Origin of the sequence: Microbacterium sp. 2RAF4 (genome assembly GCF_052115285.1) — a bacterium.
In the GTDB taxonomy this organism is placed as follows: Bacteria; Actinomycetota; Actinomycetes; order Actinomycetales; family Microbacteriaceae; genus Microbacterium; species Microbacterium oxydans.
This window is the reverse complement of record NZ_JBFRGI010000002.1, coordinates 554233-571577: the sequence shown is the minus strand read 5'-3', so window position 1 is coordinate 571577 and position 17345 is coordinate 554233. Positions and strand designations below refer to the sequence as shown.

General features: G+C 66.8%; 24 protein-coding genes. 20 read left to right on the top strand and 4 right to left on the bottom strand.

Going from position 1 to position 17345, the window contains the following annotated elements:
* The first annotated feature begins 3 nt into the window (after nt 1–3).
* The 3 genes from AB4070_RS06985 to AB4070_RS06975 are packed head-to-tail and all read left to right on the top strand — an operon-like array spanning nt 4 to nt 1197.
* Nucleotides 4–384, top strand: a complete 381-nt coding sequence (locus AB4070_RS06985; RefSeq protein WP_441979472.1) for a hypothetical protein — start codon at nt 4–6, stop codon at nt 382–384.
* Nucleotides 381–797, top strand: coding sequence for a hypothetical protein (locus tag AB4070_RS06980; protein ID WP_441979471.1), 417 nt, complete (start codon nt 381–383; stop codon nt 795–797). Before AB4070_RS06985 ends, AB4070_RS06980 begins: the two co-directional genes overlap by 4 nt.
* Complete coding sequence (locus tag AB4070_RS06975) at nt 790–1197, top strand: hypothetical protein (RefSeq protein WP_441979470.1); 408 nt, start codon at nt 790–792, stop codon at nt 1195–1197. The genes AB4070_RS06980 and AB4070_RS06975 overlap by 8 nt, the downstream gene beginning before the upstream one ends.
* A gap of 547 nt (nt 1198–1744) precedes the next feature.
* On the opposite strand, the gene AB4070_RS06970 is transcribed toward AB4070_RS06975, so the two are convergent.
* From AB4070_RS06970 to AB4070_RS06955, 4 genes are all read right to left on the bottom strand, one after another.
* Nucleotides 1745–1924: a hypothetical protein gene (locus tag AB4070_RS06970; protein WP_441979469.1), complete on the bottom strand. Its 180-nt coding sequence runs from the start codon at nt 1922–1924 to the stop codon at nt 1745–1747.
* Nucleotides 1925–2003: 79 nt separating this feature from the next.
* A complete protein-coding gene (locus tag AB4070_RS06965; RefSeq protein WP_441979468.1) occupies nt 2004–2540 on the bottom strand; it encodes a hypothetical protein in 537 nt (178 codons plus the stop codon).
* A 130-nt stretch (nt 2541–2670) separates the two neighbouring features.
* A complete protein-coding gene (locus AB4070_RS06960; RefSeq protein ID WP_441979467.1) occupies nt 2671–2859 on the bottom strand; it encodes a hypothetical protein in 189 nt (62 codons plus the stop codon).
* Between the two features lie 59 nt (nt 2860–2918).
* A complete protein-coding gene (locus tag AB4070_RS06955) occupies nt 2919–3218 on the bottom strand; it encodes a hypothetical protein (protein ID WP_441979466.1) in 300 nt (99 codons plus the stop codon).
* A gap of 434 nt (nt 3219–3652) precedes the next feature.
* On the opposite strand from AB4070_RS06955, the gene AB4070_RS06950 reads away from it, so the two are divergent.
* The 17 genes from AB4070_RS06950 (at nt 3653) to AB4070_RS06870 (ending at nt 17344) form a co-directional block, all read left to right on the top strand.
* Nucleotides 3653–3958, top strand: a complete 306-nt coding sequence (locus tag AB4070_RS06950; protein WP_441979465.1) for a hypothetical protein — start codon at nt 3653–3655, stop codon at nt 3956–3958.
* Nucleotides 3959–3974: 16 nt separating this feature from the next.
* The gene (locus AB4070_RS06945; RefSeq protein WP_441979464.1) at nt 3975–4340 is read left to right on the top strand and encodes a hypothetical protein; all 366 of its coding nucleotides are present in this window, start codon (nt 3975–3977) and stop codon (nt 4338–4340) included.
* Between the two features lie 166 nt (nt 4341–4506).
* On the top strand, nt 4507–4950 hold the full coding sequence (locus tag AB4070_RS06940) for a hypothetical protein (RefSeq protein WP_441979463.1): 444 nt from the start codon (nt 4507–4509) through the stop codon (nt 4948–4950).
* Nucleotides 4880–6469, top strand: a complete 1590-nt coding sequence (locus tag AB4070_RS06935) for a hypothetical protein (protein ID WP_441979462.1) — start codon at nt 4880–4882, stop codon at nt 6467–6469. The genes AB4070_RS06940 and AB4070_RS06935 overlap by 71 nt, the downstream gene beginning before the upstream one ends.
* A 15-nt stretch (nt 6470–6484) precedes the next feature.
* Complete coding sequence (locus AB4070_RS06930) at nt 6485–7912, top strand: phage portal protein family protein (protein ID WP_441979461.1); 1428 nt, start codon at nt 6485–6487, stop codon at nt 7910–7912.
* On the top strand, nt 7909–9117 hold the full coding sequence (locus AB4070_RS06925) for a head maturation protease, ClpP-related (protein WP_441979460.1): 1209 nt from the start codon (nt 7909–7911) through the stop codon (nt 9115–9117). The genes AB4070_RS06930 and AB4070_RS06925 overlap by 4 nt, the downstream gene beginning before the upstream one ends.
* 1 nt (nt 9118) lies before the next feature.
* On the top strand, nt 9119–9484 hold the full coding sequence (locus AB4070_RS06920; protein ID WP_441979459.1) for a capsid cement protein: 366 nt from the start codon (nt 9119–9121) through the stop codon (nt 9482–9484).
* 14 nt (nt 9485–9498) lie between these two features.
* Nucleotides 9499–10413 carry a phage major capsid protein gene (locus AB4070_RS06915; protein WP_441979458.1) on the top strand — a complete coding sequence of 305 codons (915 nt, stop codon included), beginning with the start codon at nt 9499–9501 and terminating at the stop codon, nt 10411–10413.
* Nucleotides 10413–10748 (top strand): hypothetical protein, encoded by a 336-nt coding sequence (locus AB4070_RS06910; protein WP_441979457.1) that lies wholly within the window; start codon nt 10413–10415, stop codon nt 10746–10748. The genes AB4070_RS06915 and AB4070_RS06910 overlap by 1 nt, the downstream gene beginning before the upstream one ends.
* A gap of 20 nt (nt 10749–10768) precedes the next feature.
* Entirely contained in the window at nt 10769–11125 is a 357-nt protein-coding gene (locus tag AB4070_RS06905; protein WP_441979456.1) for a hypothetical protein, read from the top strand.
* Entirely contained in the window at nt 11125–11466 is a 342-nt protein-coding gene (locus AB4070_RS06900; RefSeq protein WP_441979455.1) for a hypothetical protein, read from the top strand. Before AB4070_RS06905 ends, AB4070_RS06900 begins: the two co-directional genes overlap by 1 nt.
* Nucleotides 11466–11750 (top strand): HK97 gp10 family phage protein, encoded by a 285-nt coding sequence (locus AB4070_RS06895; RefSeq protein ID WP_441979454.1) that lies wholly within the window; start codon nt 11466–11468, stop codon nt 11748–11750. The genes AB4070_RS06900 and AB4070_RS06895 overlap by 1 nt, the downstream gene beginning before the upstream one ends.
* Entirely contained in the window at nt 11747–12172 is a 426-nt protein-coding gene (locus AB4070_RS06890) for a hypothetical protein (protein ID WP_441979453.1), read from the top strand. Before AB4070_RS06895 ends, AB4070_RS06890 begins: the two co-directional genes overlap by 4 nt.
* A gap of 64 nt (nt 12173–12236) precedes the next feature.
* Nucleotides 12237–13007 carry a hypothetical protein gene (locus AB4070_RS06885; protein WP_441979452.1) on the top strand — a complete coding sequence of 257 codons (771 nt, stop codon included), beginning with the start codon at nt 12237–12239 and terminating at the stop codon, nt 13005–13007.
* A 249-nt stretch (nt 13008–13256) separates the two neighbouring features.
* Nucleotides 13257–13634 (top strand): hypothetical protein, encoded by a 378-nt coding sequence (locus tag AB4070_RS06880; RefSeq protein WP_441979451.1) that lies wholly within the window; start codon nt 13257–13259, stop codon nt 13632–13634.
* The gene (locus tag AB4070_RS06875; protein ID WP_441979450.1) at nt 13631–13990 is read left to right on the top strand and encodes a hypothetical protein; all 360 of its coding nucleotides are present in this window, start codon (nt 13631–13633) and stop codon (nt 13988–13990) included. The genes AB4070_RS06880 and AB4070_RS06875 overlap by 4 nt, the downstream gene beginning before the upstream one ends.
* A 15-nt stretch (nt 13991–14005) precedes the next feature.
* Nucleotides 14006–17344 (top strand): phage tail protein, encoded by a 3339-nt coding sequence (locus tag AB4070_RS06870; protein ID WP_441979449.1) that lies wholly within the window; start codon nt 14006–14008, stop codon nt 17342–17344.
* Nucleotide 17345: the final 1 nt, after the last annotated feature.

The window sequence follows — 17345 nt, the reverse complement described above, 5'->3', positions numbered from 1 at the left end:
CCCGTGACTATTCACTCTGAGGGAATTAACCCGACCGACAACGAGAAGATGCAAGAGATCCAGGACGCGTCCGACATGCACGACTGCGAGTTCGAGTGCGCATCTGACGAGGAGCACCTGAAGCTCGCCTATGACACGCTGCGCTCAGAGTACGAGGGATACCGGCAGTGGGTGAGGATCGCGTTCACACACAACATCGCTGAGGCCGACGCGAAGAAGATTGCATCCCGGTACGTCTGGCACATGACGCCCAGCGGTGGCGGGCTCCGCAACTCGGCCAAGGCGATGCAGGCTGCACTTTCGGAGTTCATCAAGCTGCGCGTCGAGGCTGCGCACGCTGCGCAGGCTGCTGGTGTCGTCGGACAGGAAGGGGAGAAGCGATGAGCGGGTACACGCCGACAACGCTCCAGGTGGAGGTCGCCTTTCTGGCGGCGGCGGGCCACTCCACCCACGCCGGATCGCGAAAGGAAGCGTTCGACCGCTGGTTGGCTGCTCATGATGCCGAGGTGCGGGCTGGTGTCGTAGCCGAGGAACCGGAATGGGAGTACGGAATCCACTTCGATACCTCCCCGAACGGCCCAGTCCTACTTGTAGCGAGTGAGGCGCGGGCGATGGCTGAAGCGGCCATGGGAGTGATGTCCGGCGGAGTAACGGCTATGCGACGCACCGTCCGGACCGGCGAGTGGGTGCCTTTGAAGCAGGAAGACCAGACCAAGGTCGAAGCAGCAGCGCGCCGCCTGTTCGGCGCGACCGTCGACTCGATCACCAACCACGAGATTCGGAGAAACGATGCTTGAGTACGTCTGCCCGGGATGCCGAGCGTATGACATGGCCTACGAGTGCTGGCACGACGAGAACATGTGGAAGTTGGCCGAGGCGCTGTCCCTCGGCCTTCCCAGTGGCCCTGCAACGTGGGGCGACCCCATCGAGCGGGCATGGCAGTTCATCGACGACGCCGAGGGGCTGGCTGGATCGGTCGGCGCACCGCCATATGCAGTGTCCATGTTCCACGTCGGAGGGGTGCCCACGGCAGCGACAACAATCGGCCTCGTGAACGGTCGCTACCTGTTCATCGTCGATGAGGAGGCACAGCTGATCGGGGACGTGTGGGACGACGAGGGCCGCGCGCAGCTCGTCATGCCTGAGCTCCCCGCAGATGTCGAGATTCGGAGACACGACCATGCCGTCACGGAGTAGCCGCCGCCGCCGCGTCGACATGCGAGCGCTCGAGTCCAAGCGGCGCGACAAGCAGCGCGCGTCGTGGGCGCAGATGAAGGCGGCAGCTGCCGCAAAGTACCAGATTCGGAGACAGAGCAATGGCTGAACACCGCAGGGTCGAGATGACCGTTGTGCCCTACTCGTGCTCGGAGCGCGACTGTGAACACTGGTCGCCGCTCGGGAGCGGGCAGTGCCCGGAGACCATCGAAGCCGTGTGCGAGGAGTGCACGGAGCGCAACTGGGATCACCACGAGGGCCCGGTGATCCCGTGGGATGAGTGCTGGCTGACCACGCCCGAGGAAGACCCGTGCGGGTGCGGGTGCCTTGACAACCTCGCCCCGGCAGATGTCGAGATTCGGAGCCAGGCCGCGGTGAAACAGGACGGCGGTGCGTGATGGCGATTCAGGTCTGGCATGACGAGGTGCAGCGGTTAGAGCGCACGGGGCGACTCGACCAGGGACCGTGCTGGTGTCCGGAGTGCGTCGAAGCCGAACTCGCCGCGGCGAACGAGGAAGGAGCGAGCCCGTCAGGCTTTCTTGCCGCGGGACTTCCTCACACCAGTGGTGATGCTGACCCCGAACATGAGGATGCTCGACAGCCCGAGCGCGAGCCCGAAGCCGCTCGCGAACGGGTTATCCACCCACCGCGTGACGATGAACACGAGCAGGGACAGGAGGCCGATGAATAGGTACCAGTCGAACTTCACATCGACGACAGTACCCCGGGCCAACGGAATACCGGAATGAAGCAGGAAGGAAGCCCCTGTGTCTCAGCCGATCGTTAGATCAATGAGTCGTGCCTGCGACGCCAGACACATTGCGTTCTTCCCAGAGCGTGAATGGCTGTTCATCGAACGTGACCGGGTTGTTGACCCACTTCGCGACGACCACGGGAACCGTGGCCTTGATATGGAGGGCGTTGATGGCCCGGTTTTCGGGATGGTCACTGCTGGCGGCGCGATCGATCGTCTCGGTGACCCAGGTGAGGAGCCTGTCGCTGTTGACTTCCCCGACCTCCGTCGCCACGGCCTCCGCGGCTTCCGTCCAGTGTGGCTGGTTCCAATTCCGGCCGGTGCGGATATCTTCGTGGCGAGACTCGTAGTACGCGATCACTGCATCGCCAAAACGTCGCCGCTCAGCGCGAAGCGCCAGCTCGGTGTTCTGCTTCGCGATGCGGTTGGCCGCGCGCGCTGCACTCAGAGCGCCCCAACCGAGGAACCCGGTTGCAGCAATACCGAGCGCAGGGATCAAGTAGTCGCGCCAGAGGTCGGGCTTCGCGATCTGCTCGAGCCAGTAGATGATGTCGTCGACCGCGGGACTCATACCCGCACTCTAGCGATTCCTGCCAGTCGGGCAGCAGAAGGCCCCCACCGCCACGGTGAGGGCCTTCGTCACTTCCTGCATCCCATCCCAGCAGGGCGGTCGGATCCGCAACCCGCCGCCCGCACGGGAATCAGCTCAGATCGGTGCGTTTCGCGTCGCTGTAATCGCCAGTGATGATCTTCTCGGCCATCAGAACCGCGTATGCCTTGGTGGCGTAGCCCTGACCTCCGTCGGTCGCGATGATGTCCGACTCGTTGTCCCCGATCAGCCTCCAGGCGTACTGCCCATCAGCTCGCTTGTATATGATGCGTTCTGCCATGCTGAGCTCCTTTGCTCGTTCGTAGTGAGCAGAGCTTATCGGCGCGGCGGAGGGGCCACTCAGCCCAGCCACTCCCGCAGGTCCGAGATAACTTCTTCGCGGCTGACGCCTTGCGACACGGAGACCAACTGGATCAGTCGGGACATCGCGACCATGGTTCCTCCGAGCAGGTGGCCGAGGTCGAGCCTGACCTCGCCCTCGTCGGTCTCGGTCACTCGGTACGCGCCGTCCACCTCGCTCATCCGACGCATGGCGAGGTTCATCGCATCACCGCTGTCGCCTTCGACCCCGTGTGCGATCACAGCGTCAAGGATCACGTTCACCGCTTCACGTGCTGCCGCGGGCATATCAGTCGTCATCCGCTCACCCTACTGACCGCACGGGACAGGTCATGATGTCCTACCGCCGCGATCGATCACGTCCGGGGCTAAAACGCTGCATCCTGACTACAAATAAGTGTCAAACGTGTCCACATCCTGTGTTAAGCTGTGCTTGCACCTGAACTATGACCCGAAGCCTCGCCGATCTGGCGGGGCTTTCGTCGTTCAGCTGTGGCCCCGCCACCACACGCTCACATCCCTCTGCAGAGCGACCGCCGCCGCCATGACCTCGCGCAGCCCGTATGACGTCGGGAGCGTAGAGCGAGCCGCACTGGGCTGGTCGCATGATGCGCACCTCGAGCGGTGATGGGCGGCGGGGCGCAGTCTTCCGGCCTGCCTTCGCCGTGGCGCACCTACCTCGCGCACGGGCTGAGCGGGCCGGGCATCGTCGCTCACTGTCGGAGGTGGTGGCCGTGGGTAGCAGCTCGATCCGCGACGGCAAGGGTCACCGTGCATATCGACGCCAGCAGGCAGCGCTGAAGCGCCGCACGCGCGCGCAGAACCTCCCCTGCGGTCACGGGTCCCCTTCGGGGTGGGGCTGTGGGGAGAGCATCGACACGACGTTGCCGGACAGGCACCGGATGTCGTTCACCGCTGACCACGACAACGCGATCGCGAACGGTGGCAGCCTCGCCGGGCAGGTGCTCGTCCCGATGCACCGCTCGTGCAACAGCCGCAAGTCGAACCACACGGCGACCGAGATCTGGTCCGCGTCCTGACCTGAGGAGATACGCCATGGCCCGCGAGGTAGGCACGAGCACTGTGAGCGACCACACCGAAGCTGCACACCGCAGCGCGTTGGCAGGCCTGCACGTCCTCATCGTTGCCACTCGCCAGATCGAAGCACACGCCGAGTTCGACGCGGTGATGCGACTGGGCGTACGACCGAGGCGCACACTCAGGACGCAGGGTCGCGCGCTCATCGAGTACGAGGGCGGCGGTTCGATCACCTTCGCGTCGGGACGAAGCGCACTCGCGTCGGCGCGGGGTCGCGTGTTCGATGTCCTGGTGTACGTCGGCGTGCCTGAGACTCCCGAGTTGTTCGCCTCTCTGCGCCCCTGTCTCGCGACCAGCTGTCACGCGCACGTCATCAAGGTGTAGAGCCCCGCAGACCCGAACCTCGCGCCGCTCAGCCCCACGCGGGCCGACTCCTGGATCGTCAAAAAATCCAGAGTCGGCCCGGGGCTGCCAGCCTCCCGCACGGTCCTGGCGGCTCTCTCCGCAGGTAAAAACGGCGCATGGGGGAATTCGGCGGAGGGGGAGTGTGATGGGACGACCCAAGGCCCACTGCGGCACCGATGCTGCCTACCGTCGGCATCTTCGCGAGGGCGTCAAGGTCGACGAAGCGTGCCGACGCGCTCACACCGAGGCTGGTCGGAAGTCGTCAGGCCGCACGAAGCCGCGCGCAGCCATGAAGCCCGCGTTCGAACCGACGCCCGATGCTCCGCCGTCCGTGGCCCCTCCGGCTGACGACTCTGCGCAGCCCGACGACATGAAGCTCATCGTCGACACGCTCCGGACCGCGTTCAAGTCGATCGCCGAGTCGGATCCCACTCGACTCGCTCCGATCTCCCGCGAGTTCCGCGCGGCCGTTGAGGCCGTCCGCGGCCCCGCCGAGACGCCGAAGGAGCTGACCTTTGATGACCAACTCGCCCAAGCCCGCGCAGCTCGGGCTGCAAGAGCCGCGAGTAAGGGCGCTACCGCTCAGTAGGACCGCCACGCTCGTCGACGACGTTCTCGATATCTGCGACCTGGCCTCGATCGTGTGCGACCCGTGGCAGGAGGGTGCTCTCGAAGCAATCGCCTCCATCGATGACGACGGCCAGTGGGCGGCGACCGAGTTCGGGATCCTCGTCTCCAGGCAGCAGGGCAAGGGCAACATCCTGCTCCCGTACGAGCTCGCCCACCTGTACCTCTGGCCCCGCGAAGACGGCGCGCCGAAGCTCATCGGACACACCGCACACGAGGGCCCCACTGCCCGAGAGGCGTTCCGCCGCGCTCGCCGCATCATTCTCGCCTCGCCGATTCTTCGCGCTCAGCTCGTCGGCGGTGGCAAGCAGACCGCGCAGGGCATCACCGGCATCTCGACCGGCAACGGCAACATGGCGATCGAGTTGAAGAATGGCAACCGTCTCGTGTTCTTCACGCGCACCGGTGCCGCCGGCGTCGGCGTCTCGTTCGACGTGCTCATCATCGATGAGGCGCAGCATTCGCCCCTGACCATCCTCGAGGCGCTGCTGCCCGCATCGGACGCGAGCCCGAACCTGCAGGTGCTGTTCACCGGCACCGTGCCGAAAGAGGATCAGGACGGTGAGTACTTCGAGGGCCTCCGCGATCGCGGACGCTCCGGCGGCATGGATCGCACCGGCTGGATCGAGCACACCCCGGTCGGCTCGGATGATCCGGACACCGCGGCGAAGATCAACCTCGGCGACCCGCAGGTGTGGCGCGAAGGGAACCCCGGTCTCGGCATCCGTCTGGCGTGGAAGACCGTACAGGATGCTTGGGATCGCATGGGGCAGACCAACCCCGACGCGTTCGCCCGTCAACGCTGCTCGATCTGGCCGAGCCGACGCCCTGAGGCAGCGGCGAAGCTCTCCGAGCTGAACCTCGAAGCGTGGAAGCGTCACGGCGACCCGGATGCCGCGGTCGCAGGCGACGGCGTCGTGCTGTCTCTCGCTCTCGGCCGAGGCGGCGGATACGGCACTATCGGCGCCGCTGTCCGCGTCGACTCCGACCACATCGCGGTCGAGCACATCTGGACCGAGTCCGGGACGCGCTGGATCGCCCCGAAGCTCAAGGAGCTGAAGGCCAAGTTCGGCAACGCGCTCGTCGTGCTCGACTCGAAGAACGCGGCGGCTGTGGTCGGCGCGCTCGACGCTGCCGGGATCAAGTACCTCGCGATGAACCTCGACGAGATCGCCGCGGCGCACACGCTGTTCATCGAGCACGTGAACGCGGGACTCGTTCCGCACCGTCCGCAGGACGAGGTCACAGACTCGCTGCGACTGGCAACGACCCGGAACATTGGCCGCGCCGGCGTGACGTGGGAACAGTCCGACCCGACGAAACCCGTCTCGATGGCGCAGGCCATCACCTGGGCGCTGTGGGGTGTTCTCAAGTCTGAGGCGTCGCCCAAGAAGCCGACCCCGCCGCCGCCTGCCGCACGAGTGATCAAGCGCGATGGCGGCAGCCGCGACGAAGTGAACCTCGCAACAGTGCGGTTCTAGACGAGGAGGTTCTCCGTGGCCGAGATCGGATACCAGACCGACCGAACCGTCAACACGTGGGGCAGCCTCACTTCGAAGTTCACTCACGAGACGAACCCCGACGTGAAGTGGCCGAAGTCCAACAACGTCTACGACAAGATGCGTCGCGAGGACCCGCAGGTGAAGTCGGTCCTCCGTGCCGTCACTCTCCCGATCCTCCGCACGGAATGGGTGATTGACGGTGCCGGATGCCGCCCGGAGGTCGTGGCGCACGTGGCCGCGGATCTCGGTCTGTCGGTGAAGGGCGAGCCGTTCGTCGCGCCGTTGCGCACGAAGGGTCGTCTGTCGTTCAAGGAGGTCCTGCGGCTCGCGCTGCTGGAACTGGTCTACGGTCACTCGTTCTTCGAGCAGGTCTACACGTACGACGAGAACAATCTCGCACACCTCGCGAAGCTCGCATGGCGCCCCCCGCGCACGATCGCGTCGATCGAGGTCGCTCGCGATGGCGGTCTCGTAGGCATCCGGCAGAAGGGCGTCGACAAGCTCATCGGCGTCGACCGGCTGGTCGCGTTCGTGAACGAGCGCGAGGGAGCGAACTGGCTTGGCGAATCGCTGCTCCGAGCGGCGTACAAGATGGCCGTGCTGAAAGACCGAGTGCTGCGCATCCAGGCTCTCACCGCCGAACGAAACGGCCTCGGCCTCCCCGTCTTCACCGCGCCTCCCATCCCCGAAGGCATGCCATACGACGAGGCGCTCAAGTGGATGGATGAGCAGATTGCCCGCGGCGAGGAGATCGCCAAGGCGGCGCGGTCAGGCGAAGCAGCGGGCGCCGCTGTTGCCCATGGAGCATCGCTCGCATTCGTCGGGGTGACCGGCAAGTTGCCCGACACTGAGGGCCCGATCCGGTACTACGACGAGCAGATCGCCCGCGCGGTCTTGGCGCACTTCCTCAACCTGGGCACCGAGACCGGATCCTGGGCGCTCGGGTCCACCTTCGCGAACTTCTTCACCGACTCGCTCAACGCGGTGGCGCAGCAGGTCGCCGACGTCTTCAATCAGCACGTCATCGAGGATCTCGTCGACCTGAACTGGGGCGAGAACGAGCCCGCTCCGCGCCTCGTGCCGACCGCGATCGGCGAACAGCAGCCGGTTACCGCGGAGGCCATCAAGGCGCTTCTGGATGCCGGCGCGCTCACCAAGGACTCGGCGCTGGAGGAGTTCCTGCGGGCGAAGTACGGCCTCCCCGTGATGGCGACCGACGACGTCGGAGAGACCGACACCGATGCGGAGCGGGCACTTAATGCCGTCGCCGCGGCCCAGAAGGGCTACCTCGCCACCGACAAGCCGCCGCTGCGGCAGGAGGAAGTCCGCGAGCTTGTTCGTCGTGCCGGTGCTGACTGGCTGACGGGCGATGGTCCGGACATCAGTCGCATTCCATCGTCTGAGCCTGAGGAGGCCGCATGAATCCGTTCCGACCCGCAGGGCGCGCGAGCGTCGAGCGGACCCCCATCCGTGCTGAGCTGCCGGCCTCGAAGACGTCGGGGCAGACAGCGACGCTCCGGCTCTACGATCCGATCGACAGCTGGGGGGAGTGGTGGGGAGTCTCCGCGAAGGAGTTCGCCCGCGTGCTCGACGAGCTTCCCGACGACATCACCGAGATCCGGCTGCTGATCAACTCGCCTGGCGGCGAGGTCTTCGAAGGCATCGCGATCATGAACGCCCTTCGCTCGCACCCGGCGAAGATCACGGCAGTCGTCGAGGGCATCGCCGCATCGTCAGCGTCGTTCATCGCCGCGGCCGCCGACGAGCTCGTGATGATGCAGAACAGTCAGCTCTACATCCACAATGCCTGGGCCATCGTCCTTGGCGACGCGGCAGACATGCGCGATGTGGCTGACGAGCTCGAGACGTCCTTCGACCGCAACATCGCGAGCGTCTACGCGGCGAAGACCGGCGACTCGGTCGAGCACTGGCTCGCCGAGATGGACAAGGACCGCTTCCTGACCGCCGAGGAGGCCGTTGCCGAGAAGCTCGCTGACCGGATCGAAGGCGTCGGCGACGCTGCGGCCGCAAAGGCGAAGTTCGACCTGTCGGTGTTCGCGCGATCGGACGGCCGCCGCGCCGCCGCGCGAGCCGACTCTCAGACCCCGGACTCGACCGAGCCGGGTACCCCCACCAAGAAGGAGGCGCTCACGATGAGCGACACCATCAAGGCTGGTCTCAGCGAGCGGCTCGGCGTGACCGATGCCGATGCCACGGATGAGACGCTGCTCGCAGCTCTCGACGAGGCGCTCAACGAGGCCGCCGACACCACACCCGCACCCGCTACCGCAGCGCTGCCCGAGGGCGCGATCGTCGTCGACCGGGCAGCGTACGAGGAGATGCAGCGCGGCGCCGCGTCCGGGCAGACCGCCCTCGACACGATCAACGCGCAGCGCCGCGACGGCGTCATCACCAAGGCGCTCAAGGAGGGGCGCATCGCCCCCTCCGCGAAGGACGGCTGGCGTGCCCAGCTGGACAAGGACGAGACCGGCATCACCGCGCTGCTCGAGTCCTTCCCGAAGAACACCGTGCCCGTCGAGGAGATCGGCGAGTCCGACACCCTCAGCGGTGCGCAGGGCTCGCTCGCCGCGAAGGCCGGCTGGACCACGACCAAGAAGGAGGCCTGAGATGGCTGACTACCTGCCCAAGCACCTGCCCGGCCAGGCGGTGACGTTCACCGCATCTGCCGACGTCACCGGCGGTCGCCTCGTGTCGCTCACCGGCGCCTACTCTGTGGGCCCCGCCGGGGCCGACTCGGCAGCCGTCGTCGGCGTCGCCGGCTTCGACGCGAAGTCCGGCGAGTCCGTCACGGTCTACACCCGCGCCGGCGGCGTCCAGCGCCTCACCGCGTCGGGCGCGATCGCCGCCGCGGCGAAGGTCTCCTCGGCTGCTGCCGGGAAGATCCAGACCATCGGATCCACCACCAACCCCATCGGCCTCGCACTGCAGGCCGCCGCCGCCGACGGGGACGTCATCGACGTCCTGTTCATCTGACAAGGAGACACGACATGGCGTCGTACACATACCCCGTCGCCCGGACGTCGGGCGGCCTGACCCCCGCGGAGACGCACCTGATCCTCCAGGATCCGGAGCTCATCGCGGCACGAGTCGCGGATCTCGCCGATCAGCGGTTCATCGGAGACTTCCTCCTCGCCTCACGTTTCGAAGCGCGTGGCGGCGGAATCTTCTACGAGAACGGCGAGGAGATCTTCCCCGCCGACGCATCCGCCTCGGTCGGCCCGAACGGCGAGTACCCCAAGACGGTGCTCACCTCCGGCGAGATCACTGCCGCGAAGACCGACAAGCGCGGTCTCGAGACCGACATCACTGACGAGCGCATCGCGCGCTTCGGTCAGGGCACGCTCGACCGTGCACTGACGAAGCTGGCGAACGGCGTCATCCGCGATGTCGACCGGGTCGCGATGGCTGTCGTCGCGTCGAAGATCACCGACACCTTCGCCTCGCAGGCGTGGACCAGCATCGCGAACGTCATTGCAGCCCTCACGGCGGCGAAGGCGAATCGCGAGGACCTTGCCCTCGGTCTTGACCTCGACACCGTGGCGCTCTCGGGCGACCAGTGGGCCAAGGTCATGGCGCTGTTCGCTGCCGCAGGCGTGCTGCCCCGCGAGGACGGCAACCCGATCGTCAGCGGACAGTTTCCGACCAACCTGCTCGGCTACACGTGGGTGACCTCGCCGAACATCGTCGGATCCGATCCGCTGCTCGTGGACCGCGAGCAGCTCGGCGGCATGGCCGACGAGGACCTGCAGTCGCCGGACTACGTCCGCTCGGGTGCGTTCAACGTCGAGACCTACACCAACCGCAACAAGACGGACTCGTACACCGTGCGCGCCCGTCGCGTCGTGGTGCCGGTCGTCATCGAGCCGCACGCCGGCCTCCGCATCACGGGGACGACCCTCTGATGGCCGCGGCGAAGAAGGTGCTCAGCGTTACCGGTGCCGTCGCGGTGCTGCGCCTGGAGGACGGTTCCGACCGCTATCTCTACAAGGGCGCGCACGTCGACAAGGGGCTCTATACAGACGCGTCGATCGAGCACGTGAGCGGCCTCGGCCTCGTCACGGAGATCGAGGTCATCGCCGAAGAAGATGCCGCGGTGGAGATTCCCGAGGGCGACCCGTCCGAGGACTGGTCGGGCAAGCAGCTCGACGCGTTCGCGGAGGCGAAGGGCATCGACCTCAGCAAGGCGAAGAACAAGGCCGACAAGGTCGCCGCGATCACCGCGGCCACTCAGGCCTGATCGAGAAGGGGGGCGATGGAGTGATCACGCCTGAGGACATTCCTGGTGTCGAGGAAGATGTGGCGCGGCGGATCATCGTCGCGGCGCTCTCCATCGCCCCCTGCATCGACTCGTTCGCCGACGGGTCGGAAGAGAAGAAGAACGCACTCGCGATCCTCCGAGGAGTCGCGAAAGAAGCACCGGAGCCCGGTACCCGCCGAGTGCGCGGCCAGCGGGTCGGTTCTGCCGGCGTCGACTACTGGGACGCGGAGACCTGGCTACCGCAGGACCGCGCCGATCTTCGATCGCTGTGTGCGGCAGCAGTGACGCCGGGCCTTTCTCGTGGGAGCTTCCCCACAGAACGGCCCATCAGTCGCCTGTGGCCGGAGGCCTACTGATGCGGTACCTCGACTCGTTCACCCGCCAGCGGGCCGAGCGGATTACCGACCCTTACAACCCAGACGCCGAAGTCGACGACTGGGAGGATCCTTACGAGCTGCCGCTCGAGGGCTACTTCGAAACGCAGTCCTCGTCAGAGCAGATCGACGCAGGACGCGAACAGGTCATCACGCTGCGCACTCTCGTACTCAAGGATCCGGATGCCGACGTGCGCCGCGGCGATCGCATCGTCCAGGGCGAAAAGGTGTGGACCGTGCAGGGCTTCCCCGACGCGCCCCGCAACCCGTTTACGAACTGGCGCCCGGGGCTGTGGGTGCGTCTCATCGAGGGGGTGGGCTGATGGCCAAGAACACCCGCTTCGAGGAGAACCCGCGATTCTTCGAGACCGTCCTCCGACAACCGCGCGTCGAGCGTCTCGTCGACGACATCGGCGACGCCGCTCTCGCAAACGCGCAAGCAGCCGCGCCCGTCGACACGCAGGCGTACCGCAACGGCCTGCACATCGAGCACCACGACAGCCGGTACCGTCGCACGACCCGCGTCGTCGGGTCCGACGAGAAGACAATGCTGATCGAGTCGCAGACCGGTAACCTCGCCCGCGCCTTGAAGGGCGCGAAGCGATGAGAGTCCGGCCGCCCAACTACGTCGCTTGGCTGATCGACTACGTCCGCACCGAAGTGCGCAAAGACAACGAGTACGCCGCGGCCGAGGTCGGCAACAAGGAACCGGGCGATCTCACAATCCAGCGGAAGGCTCCGCTGATCGTCATCCGCGACGACCCGGGCAGCCGCCGCGACTGGACAACGTTCGATAGATCGATCGGCGTCACCGTCCTGTGGGGTCCGAAGCAGAACGACAAGCCCGCGATGGATCTCGCGCTGTTCGTCGCCTCGATCGTCTTCGACACCGACCTGCCGCTCGTCGACGGATCCCCAATCGCGTCAGTCGAGATGGACGGCTGCAATGGCCCCTACGCCGTGCCCGACCGTCTCGACGTGGCTCGCATTTACCTGACCGCGCAATACGTGGTCGCCGGCTCGTTCTGAGCCACCTGAACCACCAACCGCTCCCGGCACCCGTCGGGGGCTCTCTCACCATAAGGAGAAGCAGATGACTGCTGATGAGCAGGGAAATGACCTCGGAGCGGTCGGTGTACCGATCACGGGGATGGCTGCGTTCGCGCAGCTGGACGCCGCCAACGTCCTGACCAAGGTGGAGCTGGGCGCGAGCCCGATCGTGCTCCCCGCCGCGTACCGCAAGCTCGGCCTGTACAAGGTCGACGGCGGCCCCGCACCCGGCCGCGAGACCGAGGATCCGATCGAGTTCTTCCAGATCGGCTACACCCTCGCCGGTCAGGGAACGCGCACGGTCGTGATCACGCTCGCCGAGCAGAACGCGAACGTGCAGCGCCTCATCGAGGGCGCGGAACCGGACGAGAACGGTGTCATCGAGGTGTCGGCCTCGCTGCCCGACAACCGGTTCATCCTCTTCACCCTGACCAAGTACCGCAACCGGCTCGAGAAGCGTCAGCTCGGTGTGGCCTCGGTCACCTCGGTGGAGCTCGACCAGCAGGAGCGCGGCTCCGTCGAGGGCGCGGCCGTCACGTTCACCTGGGCTGAGCACGACCTGTTCAACGGTGCTCCGTTCTGGCAGTACGGTCCTGCGGTGCCTGGCTCGACGCCGGCGCCGACGGGTGCGACGGCGGGCACGCCTGGCGCGTTCGTCCCCAACGGTGCGACGGTCCCGGCGAACATCACCGCGCTGCGCGCGCTCGGCAACCTCGGTCAGACGACCGCCTGGACCACCGGGCAGTACATCGTGATCGGAACCGGCCAGGTCTCCTGGGATGGCACCGACTGGAAGACCGGCGCGGCCGCCTGAGCCACGCCCTGAACGACTGGCCGGGGCGCTATCGGGTCGCCCCGGCCAGTCCAACACCCGAACCCGAGAACCGAAGGAGCACCAATGACTCCGTGGGATCTGATCGTGTGGGCGTTCGCCGGAGGCGTCGCCGTCGTGATCTTCAGCGTGGGAGTCGCCATCGCCACGGCAATGGTTTCTGCCGCCCGCGCCCTCACCAAGTAGTCCGCTCAACTCAACCCGACAACCCCGATGAAGGAGACCGCCATCATGGCAACCACCAAGACCCCGCCGGCGCCGACGCCCGAGTACGACTTCGACAGCTGGAACGATGACGTCGAGGAGAAGGCGATCGAATCGCTCAAGCCCGACGTGCGTTACATCATCGTCGAGAAGAAGTTCGTCGGACGGTTCGTCGACGGCAGCATCGTTGAGATCCCGTTCAACCTCTCCGTCGACGACATCAACGAGCTTGAGCAGGTCGCTGCTGGCGACCCCATCGAGCAGCTCAAGCACCTGCTGACGAAGCTCGGCGGCAAGGAAGTCGCCGCGAGCTTCACGAGGCACAATATCGCCGAGACGATGACTCTCGCGACGAAGTACTTCACCATCCTCCAGCGCATCGCTGGAGCGTCCCTCCCGGAATGATCGCCGTCGCCCAGGTCATCCGCGATCACCGCCGCGTCATCGCCCGCACGTTGCGGGAAGAGGCCGGCGTTGGTCTGTCCGATCTGGGCGACGGCTTGTCATGGGGTGAGGCGAAGATCCTCATTGAGGAGTACGCCTCCGACCCCGCTACTCATTTCGGTGCCGAGCTGGCCGGGTGGTCCTATCCGGCATCGACTCGGGAGCTGATCACGCTCGTCGCGACCATCCGGGACGAGAAGGCCGTGAAGAAGCTCATGCCGTGGGCTCTGCAGACGAAGACCGGCCCGAAGGCCACGCCCGACGAGGTCGCGGCGGCCGAGGCTGAGCTGGAAGCGGACATCGTCTTCTCCAGCTGACGAGGGGGTGTGCAGATGTCCGATGAGGTCGGCTCCGGTCACGTATCGATCTTCCCGGTGATGACGGGCTTCAAGGGCAAGGTCGCACGCGAGACCGAGCAGGCAGGCGCGGCCGGAGCGAAGACCTTCAACAAGGGCTTCAAGGGCGCAGGCACGCTCACAGGCCGCACCCTCGGGCGTGAAATGCAGCAGTCGCTGAACTCATCGACCGCAGGTCTCGGTGCCGATGCTCTGAAGTCCCTGAACCGTGAGGTCGCCGCGGCATCCAGCGTCCTGTCCCGTGCGCGGCTGAAGCAGCAGGACGAGGCGGGCAAGGTCCGCGTCGCCGAGACGAAGCTGCAGGAGGCGATCGCCAAGTCCGGCGCTGAGTCCTCGCAGGCTGTCGCCGCGGAGGAGCGTCTCGCCGCGGCCCGTCGCCGCCAGGTCTCCGCCGCTGACGCGGTCACGGCAGCGTCAGCGCGACTCGCGTCGGCGCAGACGGCGGTCGTGAATGCGACCTCCGCTCTTGCTCTGTCGTCCGCGCGCGCTCACTCGAGCCTCCGCGGCGTGGCGGGCGCTCTCCGCGACGGCTGGCAGAACGCCGCTGCGGCCCGGTCAGCCTTCACGGGCGTGATCGGGTCGCTCGCGGGCATCGTGCGCGCCGCCGCGGACATCACCGGCATCACCCGCATCGCGCGGCTGATGGCGGCGCAGGTGTCGCGCGCGTTCACTTCGATGGCGACGATGGTCGGCGGCGGTCTCGCGAAGGCGTGGGCGGCGTCGAAGTCGTGGCTCGGCTCTGTCGCCAACACGGTGCGGGGCGCGTTCGCTCCGATCACGCAGTACGCGGCCGCGCTCGGCGTCCGTCTGGCCTCGCCGTTCGTGAAGCTCGGGTCCCGCGTCTCGTCGTGGATGAGCCCGGTGACCTCGCAGGTCGGTGCCCTGTTCTCGAAGCTGAGTGCCGCTGCAGGGCCTGCCGCATCCCGGCTGCTCTCGTCCTTCGGACGGGGCGTCGCGGGCATCGGCGGCATCACGGCGCGCGCCTTCACCTCGGTCGTCTCTGCAGCGGGCTCCGCTGGCGCGGCGGCCGGGCGGGCCCTCGGCTCAGGAATCCAGACGGTCGCGACCGGAGCGGTCACCGTCGCGGCCGCCAGCATCGGCATCGCCCTCGGCAAGGGTTTCGGTCGTCTCACGGCGATCGACACCGCGCAGGCGAAGCTCCGAGGCTTCGGCAAGGACGCCTCTGAGATCAAGTCGATCATGGCCGACGCGTCCGCGTCGGTGAAGGACACCGCGTTCGGACTCGGCGAAGCCGCGACCGTCGCGGGTGCCGCAGTCGCCGCCGGCATCAAGCCCGGCCAGCAGCTGCAGTCGCACCTGAAGAGCATCGCGAACAACGCCTCCGCGGCGGGGCTCACGATGCAGGAGATGGGCTCCATCTTCAACAAGGCTGCCACTCAGGCCAACGGTGTCCAGAACGATGTGATCGGTCAGCTCGCTGACAAGGGCATCCCGATCTACCAGGAGCTCGGCAAGCAGCTCGGCGTCACCGCGGGCGATGTGTTCGACATGGCGTCCCGTGGCGAGATCGACTTCGCGACGTTCTCGAAGGCCGCGACCGCGGCCGCGGGGACTGTCGCGGACGAGATGGGTAAGACCGTCCCCGGGGCGACGAAGAACTTCTTCGCCGCGATGGGCCGCATCGGTGCGAACGCGCTGGGGGGACTCGAAGAGGGCTCGTTCTATTCGAAGCTCGGCCCGCTGATCAACTCCGTCACGCAGGCTCTCGGGCCGCTCGAGGCGCGCGCGGTCGGTGTCGGTCAGGCGTGGAACTCGTGGGTCGGTCCGGTCATGGACCGGATCGCCGGATTCTTCACCGCGATCGGTGACGGTAGCAGCACCGCGGTGGAGAAGCTCAAGGGCTTCCTGCCGGTCCTCGCTCCGCTCGCGGGCGCGTTCGCTGCCCTCGGCGCCGGCGGGCTCGGCGGTCTACTCGCACGGCTCGGACCTCTCGCTTCGCTGCTTCCCGGTCTGACCGGGGCGCTCGGCCTGCTGGGTGGTCCGCTCGGGATCGCCGCGGCCGCACTCGGTGCGTTCGCGGTTTCCGGTGGAGATGTCAGCGGGCTGGTGTCCGGTCTCACGGCCATGGTCGGTAGCGCGGTCGCAGCCCTGCCCGGGCTGGTGCAGCAGTTCGCCACGTTCGTGCCGCAGATCGTCTCGGCGATCCTCGGCCAGATCCCGGCGCTGATCTCGGCGGGCATCGAGCTGGTCACGGTGCTGATCGACGGCATCGTGCAGTCGATCCCGATGCTCGTGGCCGGCGCGCTGCAGCTCGTGCAGGGTCTCGTCGACGCTGTCATCACGAACCTGCCCGCGATCATCGACGGTGCGATTCTGCTCGTCTCGTCCCTCGTGGCCGGGCTGATCCAGGCGCTGCCGTTGCTCGTGCAAGGCGCGTTGCAGCTCGTGTCCGGTTTGCTCACGGCGATCGTCTCGGCGCTCCCGATGATCATCGACGGCGGCATCCAGCTGCTGCTCGCGCTCGTGCAGGGACTCATCGAGGCGTTGCCTCAGATCGCTCTCGCGACGCTCGAGGTCGTGATGGGCTTGCTCACCGCGATCATCGAGAACTTGCCTCTGATCATCGAGGCCGGCATACAACTGCTGCTCTCTCTGATCACCGGGCTCGTAGCGGCGCTGCCGCAGCTGATCACCGCTGCGATCGATCTCGTGCTGCAGCTCATTACGGGTCTGCTGACGATGCTCCCGCAGCTGATCGAGGCCGGCATCCAGCTGGTCGTTTCGCTCATCACGGGGCTGATCAAGGCGATCCCACAGATCATCGCGATGCTGCCGCAGATCGTCTCGGCGATCTGGGACGGTCTCGCGGGGGTCGACTGGCTCGACCTCGGCGCGCAGATCCTCAAGGGCATTATCGATGGTCTGTTCAGCATGGTCGGATCTCTCGGCGATGCTGTCGGTGACATCGTCGGCACGATCACCGATTTCTTCCCTCACTCGCCTGCGAAGCGCGGCCCTCTCTCGGGCGCCGGGTGGCGGCGGCTGAAAGAGTCCGGCGCGGCCACGTTGGAGCAGTTCAACGCGGGCGCGAAGGACGAAGCGGGCGGATTCGGTGACGCACTGGTCGATGCCGCGGCGTCGGCGTCGAGGCGGGCGCAGCTGACGATGACCTCGGCATCAGCGACCGTCGAAGCCGCTGATGCTCCGCGCCGTCCGGGCGTACCTGGCGACGAGCCGGCGAGCGCGGGCACGCACATCGAGCAGCACAATCACTTCGATCACGAGGATCCGGCAGTTGCCGTCGAGATGGCCGGGCAGAAGCTCGCGTCGCTCGCCAGCAAGGGCCGTGCATGAC

Coding starts and splice junctions, on each gene's coding strand:
- AB4070_RS06980 (WP_441979471.1), top strand. CDS start 381: ATGAGCGGGTACACGCCGACAACGCTCCAGGTGGAGGTCGCCTTTCTG.
- AB4070_RS06975 (WP_441979470.1), top strand. CDS start 790: ATGCTTGAGTACGTCTGCCCGGGATGCCGAGCGTATGACATGGCCTAC.
- AB4070_RS06965 (WP_441979468.1), bottom strand. CDS start 2,540: ATGAGTCCCGCGGTCGACGACATCATCTACTGGCTCGAGCAGATCGCG.
- AB4070_RS06960 (WP_441979467.1), bottom strand. CDS start 2,859: ATGGCAGAACGCATCATATACAAGCGAGCTGATGGGCAGTACGCCTGG.
- AB4070_RS06955 (WP_441979466.1), bottom strand. CDS start 3,218: ATGACGACTGATATGCCCGCGGCAGCACGTGAAGCGGTGAACGTGATC.
- AB4070_RS06945 (WP_441979464.1), top strand. CDS start 3,975: ATGGCCCGCGAGGTAGGCACGAGCACTGTGAGCGACCACACCGAAGCT.
- AB4070_RS06940 (WP_441979463.1), top strand. CDS start 4,507: ATGGGACGACCCAAGGCCCACTGCGGCACCGATGCTGCCTACCGTCGG.
- AB4070_RS06935 (WP_441979462.1), top strand. CDS start 4,880: ATGACCAACTCGCCCAAGCCCGCGCAGCTCGGGCTGCAAGAGCCGCGA.
- AB4070_RS06925 (WP_441979460.1), top strand. CDS start 7,909: ATGAATCCGTTCCGACCCGCAGGGCGCGCGAGCGTCGAGCGGACCCCC.
- AB4070_RS06920 (WP_441979459.1), top strand. CDS start 9,119: ATGGCTGACTACCTGCCCAAGCACCTGCCCGGCCAGGCGGTGACGTTC.
- AB4070_RS06915 (WP_441979458.1), top strand. CDS start 9,499: ATGGCGTCGTACACATACCCCGTCGCCCGGACGTCGGGCGGCCTGACC.
- AB4070_RS06910 (WP_441979457.1), top strand. CDS start 10,413: ATGGCCGCGGCGAAGAAGGTGCTCAGCGTTACCGGTGCCGTCGCGGTG.
- AB4070_RS06900 (WP_441979455.1), top strand. CDS start 11,125: ATGCGGTACCTCGACTCGTTCACCCGCCAGCGGGCCGAGCGGATTACC.
- AB4070_RS06895 (WP_441979454.1), top strand. CDS start 11,466: ATGGCCAAGAACACCCGCTTCGAGGAGAACCCGCGATTCTTCGAGACC.
- AB4070_RS06890 (WP_441979453.1), top strand. CDS start 11,747: ATGAGAGTCCGGCCGCCCAACTACGTCGCTTGGCTGATCGACTACGTC.
- AB4070_RS06885 (WP_441979452.1), top strand. CDS start 12,237: ATGACTGCTGATGAGCAGGGAAATGACCTCGGAGCGGTCGGTGTACCG.
- AB4070_RS06880 (WP_441979451.1), top strand. CDS start 13,257: ATGGCAACCACCAAGACCCCGCCGGCGCCGACGCCCGAGTACGACTTC.
- AB4070_RS06875 (WP_441979450.1), top strand. CDS start 13,631: ATGATCGCCGTCGCCCAGGTCATCCGCGATCACCGCCGCGTCATCGCC.
- AB4070_RS06870 (WP_441979449.1), top strand. CDS start 14,006: ATGTCCGATGAGGTCGGCTCCGGTCACGTATCGATCTTCCCGGTGATG.